The sequence below is a fragment of the Lysinibacillus sp. FW12 genome (genome assembly GCF_050817245.1).
Lineage (GTDB): Bacteria > Bacillota > Bacilli > Bacillales_A > Planococcaceae > Lysinibacillus > Lysinibacillus irui.
Window position 1 is genome coordinate 3,821,742 of the sequence record NZ_CP139094.1, and the last position, 15,093, is coordinate 3,836,834.

Genomic DNA, 15,093 nt, shown 5'->3' on the forward strand with positions numbered 1-15,093 from the left:
CCCTAAATGCATACAGACGCTAAAAAAGCCCTTATCCAGGGCTTTTTCGTCTTTATCCACTTCCTAAGAATAATCAATTGTGCTTTAGAATCTTTCTTTACACAATATCTGAATTTACATACTTTTTCCCCTGTCCTATTAACAACGTAATTTGTTCGATAGTGAATAATAATAAACTGCAGAAAATAACACTAGAAATAAACACTAATAATGCTAATAGTTTGTCATCGTATTCATTGAGCAACGTGAAATCCCAACATAATATATACATAATCCATGTTAATAAGGACACTCCTGTTAAATAAACAGTGTTACCGAAAACGCCAAATTGACTCTGACTTTTTACAAAGTTACATACATGTAAAGACAATTACTATTCCACCTTTACATCAAAGGTAACTAATTATTAAATATAATAACGATGAATAGGACGTCCTACACTTCCATATTGTATTTCTACTTTTAATAGATTTTGCTTTTCTAAAAAGTCAAGATAGCGTCTAGCTGTAACACGTGCTGTACCTATATAAGTAGAGACCTCCTCCGCCGATACTGCCCCTTCACTTGTTTGAATATATGCAAGCACCTTATCTAAAGTAGCTCGATTAAATCCTTTTGGTAGCTCCTCTACCGTTATTGCCTTTGTTCCTGTCTTTGTAACAACAACTTGCTCAGGAAGACGTTGCTGCATTAAATGATCCACATCATGTTGGGTTAAATCCTGCATACCACTTATTTTTTTCCTGTAGCTTTGATAATTTTTTAATGTTTGCTCAATCCGCTCAAATGTAAAAGGCTTCATAATATAATCATACACACCTAAATGTAAAATACGCTGTACAGTAGGCATATCATTTGCAGCAGTTACAGCGATAACATCGACAGGAAGATGCTCCTCTCGAATTTTTCCTAACGTAATAATGCCATCTTGCTCTGGCATAAAAATGTCCATAAAGACAAGTTCTGGAGTTAATTGTTTAATTTTATTAATTCCCTCAATGCCATTACTTGCATAACCGATTAATGAAAAACCTTTTATTTGCTCAATAAATTGCCTGTTCACTTCTCGTACCATTGGATCATCTTCAATTAATAAAACAGTTATTACATCCATCTATACTTCTCCTAACTCAAATAAAATTAAGAAACTTGTTCCTTTCATAAATTCACTCACTACTTCTATATCTCCATTGCCCTTTCTTACAATTTCATAGACTAGATGCAAGCCAATGCCCCGATTTTCACTAGCTTTTGACGAAAATCCATTTTCAAACATACGATCCTGTACCTCTTTGGACATGCCAATCCCATTATCAGAAACTGCTATCGCTAAGACTCCATCATGCTCGTCTACAGAGATGGCTACATATTTATCTTCCTTAGAAAGAACATTTAATGCCTCAAAAGCATTTTCAATTAAATTGCCGAGTAAAACAACAAAATCATGGTGATCTAATAAAGGAGGAAAGCGTTTAAAATGACTTTTCCGATCAATTTCAACCTCAATACCTAGTTCTTTTCCATAACTTACTTTACTTAACAACAAACCTGAAATATTTTCATTATGAAAGCGTTCGTTTAAGAACTTCGTCAATGATGCTTCATTTTCAGTAGTGACTGTAACATATTCAAGTGCTTGCTTTGTATGTCCCAATTGCAATAGTCCTGCAATTGTATGAATTTTATTTTTATGCTCATGGGTTTGTACACGTAATGCTTGAACAAAGGCCTTTACACCTGTAACTTCCTCTGCAAGCTTTTTCACAGCTGTTAAATCCTTAAACATAGCAACTGCACCAACTAGCTCGCCATTTACAATAATGGGTACACGATTACTTAAGATACTATGATGATTAATGTAAAGCTCTTGATTATAAACAGGTGTTGCTGTTTCAACAATTTCAGGCAGACGGGTATCCGGCAGAACATCATAAATCTTTTGTCCAATACAATCCTCTATTTTCCTAGTAACACCTAAAATATCAGCAGCTTTCTCATTAAAAATTGTTATATTCATTTCCTTATCAACAGCTATTATTCCCTCATGCATGGCATTAAAGGTTTCTGTTCTTTCCACATACATTTTTGCAATTTCATGGGGTTCAAGCCCAAACATTTGTTTTTTTATATGTCGTCCAAGTGTAAATGCACCGAAAATACTGAAAATTAACGAGATAACTATAGTTATCATAATTTCTCGCTCATAGCTTTGTAGCATTTCTAGCAGGGTTGGTAATGCATAGCCAACTACTACAATGCCTACTTGTTCCCTTTTATCATTTATAATGGGTACAAAAGCGCGTATCATAACACCCGATTCTCCACGTGCCTTCGAAACATAATAATGCTCACTAAATGCTGCATTTAAATCCTGCGACTCACTGCGCTGCCCTAATTCCTTATTTACTGGATGTGATAGTTTAATACGTTCCATATTCATCACAACAATATAATCTGCCTTATTAATAATCCTAATGCCATCTACAATTTTATTAATATTTTTTGCAGATTCTTTGATATTTTCATTTTCCAAATGCACACTAAGCTCTGGTACATTTGATACAGTTTGTGCTACTAGCATTGCCCGCTGACCAAAATTTTTTTCCTGTTCAGACAATAAGTTACCGAGTACAAAAATACCACCTAGTAAAAAGGAGAATGCAATGACTAAAAATGTCACTAACAGTATTTTGCCGTTCACAGGCATTTTCATCATTCAGTAATTCCTTCCTTTCAAATCCGCACTCTCATTGTTAGTGGTACACTTATTTATGATATGACTTTAAGATTATCTGCAAAAAATTCTTTTGACAACACCTTTAATCTATATAATTAGCAGAAAATATTGAATTTAATGAACAATATTACAGATTGATTGTTTACAACTGAACTTTTTTATTACTTTATGTTTTTGTATTATAACAATAATGCATTAAATATAGCGTACCTAACAGACAATGTTATTAATATTACTATATTTATATATAATGGAATAAAATGTACTTAATGAACGTTATGTTTCTTATTTTCTAAATCTCTTATTTTAAGAAATATTCGCTATGATGATTCTAGTGAAAGCGATATCAAAGAGAAAATTTAGAAAAGAGGTAGCAAAAAATGAGGTTATTGAAAAATTTAACTGTTCAGGTTATAGCAGCTATTATCCTTGGGATTATTGTAGGGTCCATTTTCCCCGAGTTCGGTGCCAGCTTGAAAATCTTAGCAGACCTATTCATTAAATTAATTAAAATGTTAATTGCCCCAATTATCTTCCTAACAGTGGTTATTGGAATTGGCAGTATGGGAGATATGAAAAAGGTCGGGAAAATCGGAGGTAAAGCATTACTTTACTTCGAAATAGTTTCTACAATTGCCTTAGCAATCGGAATTGCTGTGGCTTTAATTGTAAGTCCTGGTACAGGTTTAGATACATCAGGTGCATCTGATGCTGATATTTCAAAATATACAACTGCTGCTGCTGAATCTGAGCAGGGCTTGGGTGCATTTATTTCTAGTATTATTCCTGAAAATGTTGTTGGCGCATTGGCGACTGGTCAACTATTACCAGTTCTATTCTCTGCTATTTTATTTGGCTTAGCAGCTGCTTCAATCGGAGCACCTGCAAAACCAGTCATCACATTCTTTGAGCAAGTAGCAGAAATCTTTTTCAAGATTGTCAGTATGGTTATGAAAATATCACCAATCGGAGCTTTTGGTGCCATGGCCTATACAATTGGGAATTTTGGTTTAAAATCTTTAGGTAATTTAGGTCTATTAATGGCTGCAGTATATATTACAATGTTTTTATTTGTCGTCTTTATTTTAGGTGTGATTGCAAAGTTCTTTAGATTCAACATTTTTAAATTTATCGCTTACATCAAAGATGAGATTTTCTTAGTAATCGGCACATCCTCTTCTGAATCAGCTCTACCATCTATGATGCGAAAACTTGAAAATTATGGTTGCTCAAAGCAGGTTGTAGGTTTAGTCGTTCCTACTGGTTACTCCTTCAATCTAGATGGGACTTCCATCTACCTATCAATGGCTGCTTTGTTTATTGCACAAGCATATGGAATGGAACTAACTTGGGTTCAAATACTTACACTACTTGGGATTTTAATGATTACTTCTAAAGGAGCAGCGGGCGTAACTGGGTCAGGATTTATCACATTAGCGGCAACTTTAGCTGCCTTCCCAATGATTCCAGTGGAAGGGATAGCGCTTTTAATCGGTGTAGATCGTTTTATGTCGGAGGCTCGTGCTGTCACAAATTTAATTGGTAATGGCGTAGCATGTGTTGTAGTGTCCAAATCTGAAAAAGAATTTGATGTAACGATGGAAGAACGTGCACTTCAAGGAAAGGCTACTATTGTATCATAAGAAAAAGGGTTGTGATGACAGCCATGGCTGTTTCACTACCCTTCTTATTTTCAAATCTGAAACAGTTACTCACATTTAGCTGAATTCACATAAGTAATCAATGGCGTAGGATTTATTTTTTATCCAAGGATAATAAAAACAATCATGTTTAAACTCTAGTAAAAAGGTGAAAGCATATAGTAAGAGGTGAAGGACATGACAAATAAAAAACAAGCGAAAACACGTTATACTAATAACCCTGATGTATTGGATACAGATAAAGAAAGTATTTTTGATAAACACGAGGACATGAAAACAGTTGATCCAATACCTGTCGAAGAACTCAATGAAAAAGTAAAAGATGAACAACATAAATCTAAAACAAAGGATTCCTCGGCAACAGATAAGCGCTATTGATAAAAAAATTAAGCATAATAATTCATAAAAAGTCGACCTAATTCACTATAAGGTCGACTTTTTAGTTAATGTAGAGAAGGTGAAAAATGAAATTATCTATTTTGAAAACAGATAGCTTCTTTGTAAGAGCTATCACAGTACAAGATTCAAATACGTTATAAATCATCAATATAGTCCTTTCTCATAATAACTTTGACATGTAATATTCATTGATATATTGCTCATCAACATACAAGGAATCTCGTTTTGTTCCTTCAATGTCAAAACCCATTTTCTTATATAAGGCAATCCCAGCCTCATTATTCTCCAAAACCGTTAACTCCAGACGATGTATACCATTTTCTTTCGCCCAATTTTCTACATGCTTAAATAATGCTGTGCCAATTTTTCTTCCTCTATAGTCACTGTGTATGCCTATGACAAGATAAGCACGGTGGGCAATTCTTGTAGGTTCATTGCCTTGTACGATTAAATAAGCAACTACCTTCTCATCGATTTCAGCTACGAATAAAGCTGAATGGTGGCTATCATGGACCTTGTCTATATACTGTGCAAATTGCTCAGGTTGTAATTTTCGCTCTCCTGGTCCGAATAACATAAAATTGGATGCCTCTGCATTTGTCATGACCGCTATAATTTGTTCACTATCATTTCCCGTTGCTTGTCGTATTTGCATTATCTACACACTCTCTTTCTAGAATATATTCACCCGCATCCACATATCTTTTGTATTCATGTAGATGTTCCCTCCAATAGGGAAGGTAAAAATAGGCTGTGTATGCCCAAACTCCACATCATATAGGACAGGTATTGTTTTCAACATTGGATGCTTGTTTAAAATGAAATGTAATTGTTCTTCTGTCATATCAGAGGCTCGCTGAAAGCGCCCTATTGCTAATCCCTTTATTCGAGTTGTTGTTTGCAGTATCGACGTTAAGTCCCGTGCAAAGATAGCAGGATTCACCAACTCATCATCTTCCAAAAATAAAATACAATCCGATAAATCAGGCATGTAAGCTGTTCCTTGCAGTAAATTTAACGTACACAAATTTCCACCATAAAGCTGACCACTTGTCTCCCCTTCAGAATAAACTTTCCAATTTGCTGCTTCAAAGCGCCGATGCTTCTGGTCCATATACCAGGCATCGTCACTCCATACACTAGAGGATCTTAAAAGAAATGGTTTATCGCCCATTAAACACTTTTGAAAATAGGAAAGCTGATACTCCTAGGCTTGTTCCATACGAAAGCTAGAAAAATGAGGACCTGAATACGTAATAAAGTCACATTTTTTAGTAATAGCAGTTGCTAAAGCTGTGATATCACTAAACCCACAAAGTATTTTTGGATTTTCAGCAATCATTCGATAATCTAAATACGGTAAAACCTCATTACAGTTGTATCCTCCAAGCACCGTTAAGATGGCCTTTACTTGAGGATCCAGAAAGGCATCATGTATATCTGCCACACGCTGCACTATAGATGAAGATTGTTGAAAATCACTTTCAAAAATATGGTGACCAAATGTAACGATAAACCCCAATTCCTCCAATATATTCTTAGTTAGCTCCATCATCTCTGAAGTTAATACTTTAGCACTTAGACTTGGAGCCATAATACGTATTTCATCTCCAAAGGCTAATTTTTGGTGGGATTCTCACAGTTTTTCCATCCCCCTTTTAATAGGTTTGAATTTTAGCCACTAATTTTTCATCCTTAAAGTGTAATGTTTCTGTATCAATAAGTGTATAGGTTGGTAGTGTAGGTTGACTTTCCTTCCAGTTATTAAATGCTTGTTTCCGCTCATCATCTTCGTAATGTGGACAAAATGCGCCAGGTAATATTCCTAGTCCGTCACATTCTTCATAGATATTATCTTTATTTTCACTGAAACACTTTTCAAACCAACACATCGCCCCTGCACTGATGCCAGCTAAGATAACTCCATTTTGATAAGCTTCCTTTAATACATCATCAAAACAATATTGACGCCACTTTTCGAGTAGAAAACTTGTATTGCCCCCACCTACATAAATAATATGTTGGGCAAGGATTCTTTCCCGAATGTTTTTATCACGCATATCATTTTGCAAAATATGAGTTGCTTCACAATGCTGAAACGCTGAATAAAACCTGTCGATATATCCCTGAGCATCGTTACTTGCCGTCGGAATAAAACAAATATTGAGTCGTTCATTTGATTTACATTGCCGTAAAATATAATCATCGATAAATGAAGGAAAATGTTGTGAAAAACCTCCACCAGATAGCGCTATTATTTGTCTAGATATCTCCTTGTTTTTTCGTAATTCATATACTGCTTGTTCATGACCAAATCGTTCTAATACCTGGACTTTTTGCATTCCTAACTTTTCGAGTAAGAGACAAGATGCCTTGTTAGCTGTTTGTGTTTCCGCTACAATAGATGGTATATTCAGACAATTCATACCCTCCTCAATCACTTCAGTAAGAACCTCAAACGCCAACCCCCTCCCCCAATACTGAGGTAAAAATTGATAGGATAGCTCATATAAATCCTTATCATGATATTCATCGATTGAGACAAGACCTATAAATTCACCTGTCGTCCTTAAGGTAATATAAAAATATGTATTAGGAAATGGTGCTTCCACCATGCCCTTAAAGGAAGCCTCAATATAGCTATCATCAGGAACACCTCCAAGATAGGTTCTAACTTGTGTATTGGAGTATAGCGTGTGAATATCTTTGTAGTGATGCGGTTGCAATCGTTCAATGACACAATTATTTGTTTTAAACTTCATTTTTCTTCTCCCCTTCTTTATGTCAAAGTGTAATGCAATGATCATCCAGAAATCAAACATTTTTTCCAAATATTACTTTAAGGTATGTAAAAAGGTAGTGATTAGCACTAAATGCTGTATCACTACCTAGTAATTATTGTCCGTACCGTTCAAGTAAACGTTGTGTTTTGGTTGATTGTTCGAGTGCTTTTTTCTCTTTGGCCCAATAGATCAAATATTGTCCATCACCAATGGTGAAGACCATTTCTTGCAATTCTTCATCTAATTCTGAACTAATGGCAACTTTTAATAGATCGACCTCATAGAGTGGCTTATCCTTTATTTTATAAACAATATGATAAGCTGGTTGTTCTTCAAAAATGGTTCTTTCTTTTTTAGAAAGGTCTCTGACATGGCTTAATGGATAATCCTCAATAAAGTCTCTTGCTTCATCGTTGGTAGCCTGAAATAAAGTCTTTTTCCCCTGTATTAATTCAATGGCGTCAATTTCGTTTGCATGATCTAAAATCTGGGAGATAGCCTCATCTTCATTTTTTTCTCTATATTGCATCGTAAAGGCACCAATTAATATAATTGCTGCAAATATGACAAGTCTCCATCTTCGTTTCGTCATTCTCTTACCCATTCAATGCCTTTTTAACAAATCGATTTATATCCACATCGGCACCAATCACAAGCATGATATCCCCTAATAAAATCTTATCACTTGCCTGAGGCGATACAATAATATCAGCACCACGTTTAAGACCCACAATGTTAATGCCATACTTCGCACGAATATCTAAATCCATAATAGAGTATCCCGCGATTGCGTCATTTGCCTTCAATTCCATAATAGAGTGTTCATCTGATAGCTCTAAATAATCTAGCACTGTATTCGATAACATATTGTTGGCAATACGAATACCCATATCTCGCTCTGGATGGACAACAAAATCAGCACCAATTTTACGCAAAACCTTTTCATGATAATCGTTTTGAGCCTTCACCGTAATTTGCTCAACACCAATCTCCTTTAATATGATTGTTGTTAATATACTCGCTTGAATATCTTCACCTATTGCTACAATCACATGCTCAAAATTTCGGATACCTAGTGAATTCAGTACCGATTCATCTGTTGAATCTGCAATGACAGCTTGAGTAGCAATAGAAGCAAATTCGTCTACACGCTCTGAAGAATGGTCAATCGCCATTACTTGTGCGCCCTGACTCATTAATTCACGAACAATACTTCCACCAAATCGTCCAAGCCCTATGACCGCAAACTCTTTTTTCATCATAAAAAATCCCTCCGAAAACTACTATAACACCATTGTAGCGTATTCTCTGCGATATGTATTGTCAAAACGAGAACGATTCGACAATAGAGGACAATGAAAAAAGACGAGGACCTGATCTAGATCCCCGTCTCCCCATATTTTATTATTCAGCGTTACGCATCTCATCTAGTACGCGGTTTACACGTTTTTCTAGCATTTTCATACCGCTACCACCAGCTTGCATATGACGAAGCTGACCATCTTTATCGAACACAAAATATGCTGGTACATATTGGTTTTCAAAAGCATCTGTTAGTTTCATTTCACTATCTACAAAGATAGGCTGTACAATATCATGCTCTGCAGCTACCGCTTTAATTGTGTCTAAGTCAGTATCTGCCTCAGAACGTGGCATATGTACTGCTACAACATTTAATTCATCTTTATATTGATCGCGGAAATTGTTAACATCTGGCATTGCCTCTTTACATAAATGGCAGCTTACTGACCAGAAGTGGATTAATGTTGGTTTTGCGCCAACTAAATCAGCTTTTGATACTTCACCATTTAACCATGTTGTTGCGCCTACTAGTTCGGGCATTTGTTCACGAAGTTTCATAAGAAATCCTCCTCTAATATATACATTGTTTTCGGATAGATAAATAACGGTCTATAAACCTTCCTAAACACAAAAATTCAGTTAAAAGTCCCCACAAGCTTGTCGTGGGGACTCTTAATTTGTTAACTAATAGCTGGACTCTGTTTTGATTATAGAGTTGCTTGACCTGGACGCCAGTTTGCTGGGCAAAGGCCGCCTGTTTGTAATGCTTGCAGTACACGTAATGTTTCATCAACATCACGACCGATGTTGTTATCGAATACTGTTTGGTATTTTAATTCGCCTTCTGGGTTAATGATGAATAAACCACGTAGTGCAATACCTTCTTCTTCAATTAAAACACCGTATTCTTTAGATACTTGGTGGTTAGTATCAGCAGCTAATGGATATTTTAATTCTCCAAGACCATTTTGCGTACGGTCTGTGTTAATCCATGCTAAGTGAGTGTGGATTGTATCAGTAGAAACACCGATTACTTCTGCATCTAAGTCTTCGAACTCGTCATAACGATCGCTCATTGCAGTGATTTCTGTTGGACAAACGAATGTGAAGTCCATTGGATAGAAGAAAAGAACTGTCCATTTATCTTGTGATTTAATATCTTCTAAAGATACTTTTCCAAATGATTTGTCTGGAAGTACTGCTTCCATTGTAAAGTCAGGTGCTTGTTTACCTACCATGCGTTCTGCCATAATAAATCCCTCCGAATAAATATGTAGATTATATGTTCCATTCGCACAAGCGAACTCGTCTACTACGATAGCAGAGTAATCGTTGTTTTTCAAACAAGTAAACTCCGCCTGTTTGTACGATTAAAGTGGATTGACAAAAATTCGTCAAATACACAGTTGGAATTTCTACTACCGCTTATCTATTAGCTATTTTTAACAATATTATTCTACTCTATACAAAAATTTTCTCCTTAATTTTTATGCCTAATTTTTTTACAAATAGTAGCCATTTTTTTCACCAAAAACGATTGCAAATTTTTAATTATTATGTATAATTGTAATGGTTTTAGTAAACTAAAAGTTTCGTTAAAGTAAACTTCATATTTCTAAAGTTTATGATTGCTAAACTTCTTCTAGGAGGGAAAAGATGCAAATAGGAGCAAAAATTAAAGCGCTTCGTTTAAAAAAGGGTCTTACCCAAGAGGAACTTGGAGAACGTACAGATTTAAGCAAAGGATATATATCCCAATTAGAACGTGATTTGAACTCACCTTCTATTGAAACATTATTTTCGATTTTAGAAGTTTTAGGGTCAACACCTAAGGACTTTTTTGATGATGAATCACCTGAACAGAAGGTTGTTTATACAGAGGAAGATCAATCTACCTATACAGATGAAGAAAAAAAATATGAAATTCAATGGCTGATCCCCACATCCAATGAGAAAGAAATGGAGCCCATTTTCTTAACGTTTGCTGCTAATGGTGAGTTTAAACAGTTTGAGCCATCGCTCTCAGAAACTTTTATTTATGTGGTCAAAGGGCGTATTCGTCTCGTTTTAGGGAATGAACAGTATATCGCAAGTGAAGGTAATGCCCTTTATTTTGACGCGACAGACCATCATCAAATTTTTAATGCTCACGCTGCAGAAACGAAAATTTTGCTCGTTGCAACGGATTCATATTTATAGCTAAGGAGGCGCATCAATGACAACGAATTCAATTATCCGCTTTGAAAATGTTTCAAAGGCCTATAGTGACGGTACTGTCGTCTTAAAAAATATTAACTTAGAGCTTGAAAAAGGTAAATTTTATACACTTCTTGGTCCATCTGGTTGCGGGAAAACAACGATTTTACGTATTATTGCAGGTTTTACAGAACCAACAACAGGTGATGTGTTTTTCCACGATAAAAAAATTAATGCAGTGCCTGCCAATGAACGTCAGGTCAATACGGTTTTTCAAGATTATGCTCTGTTTCCGCATTTAAACGTTTTTGAAAATGTTGCATTTGGACTACGCATTAAGAAGCTGCCTGAAACTGAAATAAAAGAACGTGTCGCTGAAGCCCTGAAATTTGTCAATTTAGCAGGCTACGGCAACCGAGAAATCTCCGAGATGTCTGGTGGTCAACGTCAACGTGTGGCGATTGCACGTGCCATTGTCAATGATCCTGAAGTCATTTTACTGGATGAACCATTGTCAGCATTAGACTTAAAGCTACGTACTGAAATGCAATATGAATTACGTGAATTGCAGCAACGTCTTGGTAAAACCTTTGTATTTGTCACTCACGATCAAGAAGAAGCCCTAGCGATGAGTGATGAAATTTTTGTCTTAAGTGAAGGGGAAATTCAGCAATCTGGTACACCAGTAGATATTTATGATGAACCAATTAATCGCTTCGTAGCTGATTTTATTGGTGAATCTAATATTGTGCCTGGTGTAATGATTGAAGATTTCAAAGTGGAGTTTACTGGCAAAATTTTCGAATGTGTCGACCAAGGGATGAAGCCAAATGAAAAAATTGATATTGTCATTCGTCCTGAAGATTTAGAAATGACAACAATTGAAAGAGGCAAACTTGTCGTAAAAGTGGATACTCAACTATTCCGTGGCGTTCATTATGAATTATCTACGTACGACAAGGATGGCAATGAATGGTTAGTTCATTCATTGAAAAAAGCAGAAGTAGGGACAGAAATCGGCTTAGACTTTGATCCTGAGGCGATTCATGTAATGCGTTTAAACGAAACAGAGGAAGAGTTCGATAAACGATTAGAGTCATATGGAGACGACGAAGATGCAAACTAAGACATCGAAATCAGCGTTATTTCCATATGTCTTATGGATTGCCTTTTTCGTTATCGCGCCAATTGCACTCGTTGTTTATTACTCCCTACTCGATTTACATGGCAATTTCACGCTCGATAACTATAAAGCGTTCTTTACTTCTGTTTATTTAAAGATGACATTGAGTTCGTTTTGGTATGCATTTTTAATTACATTCTTTACTTTAGTAATTTCATACCCAACTGCATATTTTCTAACGAAAACAAAGCATAAGCAACTTTGGCTACTGCTAATTATTATTCCTTCATGGATTAATCTATTGTTAAAAACATATGCCTTTATCGGTATCTTTGGTTTATACGGACCAATTAATGCATTTATCGAAGTTTTTGGCTTCGATCCAAAGCAAATGCTCTTTACGGATATTAGCTTTGTCTTTGTGTCAGTCTATATTTTTATTCCATTTATGATTTTACCGATCTTCAACTCGCTAGATCGTTTAAACCCAACACTTATTTATGCATCCCGTGATTTAGGAGCATCTGCCTTTACTACCTTCCGTCGTGTTGTTTTACCACTGACAATGGATGGCGTTAAATCTGGGATTCAAGTCGTCTTTATTCCTGCTCTATCACTGTTCATGATTACGCGATTAATTGCTGGGAACCGTGTTATTACACTTGGTACAGCGATTGAACAGCAATTCCTTGTGACACAAAATTGGGGCATGGGTTCAACTATTGCTGTGTTTTTAATTTTATTCATGGTAATCATTATGCTAATTACGGGACAAAAAGATAAAGGAGGTCGCGTACGATGAACAAACTATCTACATCAGCCAAAGTCTATTTAACGATTGTTTTTATCGTTCTGTATGCACCAATCTTCTATTTAATCTTTTACTCATTCAATAGTGGCGGTTCCATGAATAATTTCGAATCCTTTACATTAGAGCATTACCAGGCCGTTTTTGAGGATTCACGTCTACTCGTTATTTTAATTAATACTGTAATTGTTGCATTACTTTCTGCTTTAATTTCTACTATTATTGGGACGCTCGGGGCCATTGGTATTGTCACAGTCAAAGACTCAAAAATGCGCAATACTTTACTATCGTTAAACAATGTCTTAATTGTCAGCCCAGACGTTATTATCGGGGCAAGCTTCTTAATTTTATTTACAATGGTTGGCATTAAATTAGGTTTTGCTTCTGTTTTATTAGCACATGTCGCATTTAGTGTACCGATTGTTGTATTAATGGTTCTACCTAAACTACTTGAAATGAATAAATCATTAATTGATGCAGCATTAGATTTAGGGGCAACAAAAAAGGATGTCATGATGCGTGTTATTTTACCTTATATTCAACCAGGTATTTTTGCAGGCTTCTTCCTAGCTCTTACTTATTCATTAGATGATTTTGCCGTGACATTTTTCGTTACTGGTAATGGCTTCAGTACATTATCGGTTGAAATCTACTCAATGGCGCGTGCAGGAATTTCTCTAACGGTTAATGCTATTTCTGGTTTAGTATTCTTTGTTACTGTTTTAATCGTCGTAGGGTATTATTTCATTACAAGTCGTACAAGTAAAAGAATGGAGGGGCAACGATGAAGTCTTTAATTCAAGCAACCATCGCCATTCTTGTTGTTTCAGCCCTTTTATTCTATGCGGCGGACGCCTTAAGTGCAGGTGGCGGTAAAAGTGGAAAAAACACTTTAACGATCTTTAACTGGGGAGAATATATCGACCCTGACCTATTAAAGCAATTTGAAAAAGAAACAGGTATTCATGTCATCTATGAAACGTTCGACTCCAATGAGGCCATGATGACAAAAATTCAACAGGGCGGAACAGCTTACGATATTGCTGTCCCTTCTGAATATATGATTGAAAAAATGAAGGAAGAAAATTTATTGATTCCTTTAGATAAAACGAAAATCCCTAACTTAAAAAATATCGATCCTTACTTCTTAGATTTACCATTCGATGATGACAATAAATATTCCGTTCCTTATTTTTGGGGAACAGTAGGCATTGTTTATAATCCGAGTCTTGTTGGTAATTTAGATTTCTCTTCTTGGGAAGATTTATGGGATCCTTCATTAAAGCGTAAAGTCTTTTTAGTAGACGGTGCTCGTGAAGTCATTGGAATGGGCTTAAACAGTCTAGGCTATTCACTGAACTCATTAGATAATCACGAACTACGTGAAGCGACTGATAAGTTAATCACACTAGCACCCAATGTAAAAGCCATTATTGGTGATGAAATTACACCATTAATGATCAATAATGAGGCATCTGTAGCCCTCACTTGGTCTGGGCAAGCAGCCGATATGATGTATGAAAATGAGGAACTAGATTTTGCTGTACCTGACGAAGGTTCGAATTTATGGTTCGATAATATGGTTATTCCCAAAACATCGAAAAATATCGATGGTGCCCATGCCTTTATCAATTTTATGCTAAGTGCTGAATCTGGTGCTCAAAATGCCGATTATGTGGGCTATTCTACGCCTAATATTGCAGCGATGGACTTAATGGACGAAGAAGTTGTTTCTGATGAACGCTATTACCCTTCAGAGGAACAACGAGAAACATTAGAGGTCTATAAAAACTTAGGGCCAGACTATTTAGGAAAATATAATGAATTGTTTTTAGAATTTAAAATGAGTATACGATAATTTAAACTAGCGAATTGGTTCACACACCAATTCGCTAGTTTTTATCTGCATGCATATTCATTATAGTTAAAAAACAATTCAGTTCTTTCTGTCACAGAAACTTTAGTATATGACCACATTTTCACATACCCCTTCTATCATGCAATTGTCAAATGAATAATTTATTATTTAAAACTTAGAAATATAGCATCACATGTCATCTTAAATAACCTAAGAAGAAAACTTT

Annotated in this window: 18 protein-coding genes; 7 read left to right on the forward strand and 11 right to left on the reverse strand. The window is 35.7% G+C overall.

Annotated features, from left to right (window positions below; genetic code table 11):
* Nucleotides 1-97: 97 nt before the first annotated feature.
* Genes SJW71_RS19715 through SJW71_RS19725 form a run of 3 tightly spaced genes read right to left on the reverse strand, consistent with a single transcriptional unit; the run spans nt 98 to nt 2,716 of the window.
* Nucleotides 98-370, reverse strand: coding sequence for a hypothetical protein (locus SJW71_RS19715; protein ID WP_431811357.1), 273 nt, complete (start codon nt 368-370; stop codon nt 98-100).
* 36 nt (nt 371-406) lie between these two features.
* On the reverse strand, nt 407-1,114 hold the full coding sequence (locus tag SJW71_RS19720) for a response regulator (protein WP_274795785.1): 708 nt from the start codon (nt 1,112-1,114) through the stop codon (nt 407-409).
* Nucleotides 1,115-2,716 carry an ATP-binding protein gene (locus SJW71_RS19725; RefSeq protein WP_274795784.1) on the reverse strand — a complete coding sequence of 534 codons (1,602 nt, stop codon included), beginning with the start codon at nt 2,714-2,716 and terminating at the stop codon, nt 1,115-1,117. It abuts the gene before it with no gap.
* Nucleotides 2,717-3,117: 401 nt separating this feature from the next.
* Between SJW71_RS19725 and SJW71_RS19730 the strand changes: the two genes are divergently transcribed.
* Complete coding sequence (locus SJW71_RS19730; RefSeq protein ID WP_274795783.1) at nt 3,118-4,380, forward strand: dicarboxylate/amino acid:cation symporter; 1,263 nt, start codon at nt 3,118-3,120, stop codon at nt 4,378-4,380.
* A gap of 195 nt (nt 4,381-4,575) precedes the next feature.
* Nucleotides 4,576-4,776, forward strand: a complete 201-nt coding sequence (locus SJW71_RS19735) for a hypothetical protein (RefSeq protein WP_274795782.1) — start codon at nt 4,576-4,578, stop codon at nt 4,774-4,776.
* Between the two features lie 181 nt (nt 4,777-4,957).
* Here SJW71_RS19735 and SJW71_RS19740 read toward each other — a convergent pair whose 3' ends face one another.
* From SJW71_RS19740 to SJW71_RS19775, 8 genes are all read right to left on the reverse strand, one after another.
* Nucleotides 4,958-5,452, reverse strand: a complete 495-nt coding sequence (locus tag SJW71_RS19740; protein WP_312504761.1) for a GNAT family N-acetyltransferase — start codon at nt 5,450-5,452, stop codon at nt 4,958-4,960.
* Between the two features lie 18 nt (nt 5,453-5,470).
* A complete protein-coding gene (locus SJW71_RS19745; protein WP_431811358.1) occupies nt 5,471-5,911 on the reverse strand; it encodes a hypothetical protein in 441 nt (146 codons plus the stop codon).
* Between the two features lie 93 nt (nt 5,912-6,004).
* Nucleotides 6,005-6,391 carry an LD-carboxypeptidase gene (locus SJW71_RS19750; RefSeq protein ID WP_431811359.1) on the reverse strand — a complete coding sequence of 129 codons (387 nt, stop codon included), beginning with the start codon at nt 6,389-6,391 and terminating at the stop codon, nt 6,005-6,007.
* Nucleotides 6,392-6,455: 64 nt separating this feature from the next.
* Nucleotides 6,456-7,559 carry a GNAT family N-acetyltransferase gene (locus SJW71_RS19755; RefSeq protein WP_431811360.1) on the reverse strand — a complete coding sequence of 368 codons (1,104 nt, stop codon included), beginning with the start codon at nt 7,557-7,559 and terminating at the stop codon, nt 6,456-6,458.
* A gap of 133 nt (nt 7,560-7,692) precedes the next feature.
* A complete protein-coding gene (locus SJW71_RS19760; protein ID WP_312504763.1) occupies nt 7,693-8,172 on the reverse strand; it encodes a hypothetical protein in 480 nt (159 codons plus the stop codon).
* A 4-nt stretch (nt 8,173-8,176) separates the two neighbouring features.
* Nucleotides 8,177-8,839, reverse strand: coding sequence for a potassium channel family protein (locus tag SJW71_RS19765; protein WP_031418843.1), 663 nt, complete (start codon nt 8,837-8,839; stop codon nt 8,177-8,179).
* 145 nt (nt 8,840-8,984) lie between these two features.
* Nucleotides 8,985-9,440 (reverse strand): TlpA family protein disulfide reductase, encoded by a 456-nt coding sequence (locus SJW71_RS19770; RefSeq protein ID WP_274795778.1) that lies wholly within the window; start codon nt 9,438-9,440, stop codon nt 8,985-8,987.
* A gap of 149 nt (nt 9,441-9,589) precedes the next feature.
* Nucleotides 9,590-10,132, reverse strand: a complete 543-nt coding sequence (locus SJW71_RS19775; protein ID WP_274797273.1) for a peroxiredoxin — start codon at nt 10,130-10,132, stop codon at nt 9,590-9,592.
* A gap of 406 nt (nt 10,133-10,538) precedes the next feature.
* Here SJW71_RS19775 and SJW71_RS19780 point away from each other — a divergent pair, with 406 nt between their 5' ends.
* From SJW71_RS19780 to SJW71_RS19800, 5 genes are read left to right on the forward strand one after another with little or no spacing between them, the layout of a single operon-like run.
* Nucleotides 10,539-11,081, forward strand: a complete 543-nt coding sequence (locus tag SJW71_RS19780; protein WP_274795777.1) for a helix-turn-helix domain-containing protein — start codon at nt 10,539-10,541, stop codon at nt 11,079-11,081.
* A gap of 16 nt (nt 11,082-11,097) precedes the next feature.
* Nucleotides 11,098-12,204, forward strand: coding sequence for an ABC transporter ATP-binding protein (locus tag SJW71_RS19785; RefSeq protein ID WP_312504765.1), 1,107 nt, complete (start codon nt 11,098-11,100; stop codon nt 12,202-12,204).
* Nucleotides 12,194-13,003, forward strand: a complete 810-nt coding sequence (locus SJW71_RS19790) for an ABC transporter permease (RefSeq protein ID WP_274795775.1) — start codon at nt 12,194-12,196, stop codon at nt 13,001-13,003. The genes SJW71_RS19785 and SJW71_RS19790 overlap by 11 nt, the downstream gene beginning before the upstream one ends.
* Nucleotides 13,000-13,797, forward strand: coding sequence for an ABC transporter permease (locus SJW71_RS19795; RefSeq protein ID WP_274795773.1), 798 nt, complete (start codon nt 13,000-13,002; stop codon nt 13,795-13,797). The genes SJW71_RS19790 and SJW71_RS19795 overlap by 4 nt, the downstream gene beginning before the upstream one ends.
* Complete coding sequence (locus tag SJW71_RS19800; RefSeq protein ID WP_274795772.1) at nt 13,794-14,867, forward strand: ABC transporter substrate-binding protein; 1,074 nt, start codon at nt 13,794-13,796, stop codon at nt 14,865-14,867. Before SJW71_RS19795 ends, SJW71_RS19800 begins: the two co-directional genes overlap by 4 nt.
* The last annotated feature ends 226 nt before the right edge of the window (nt 14,868-15,093 follow it).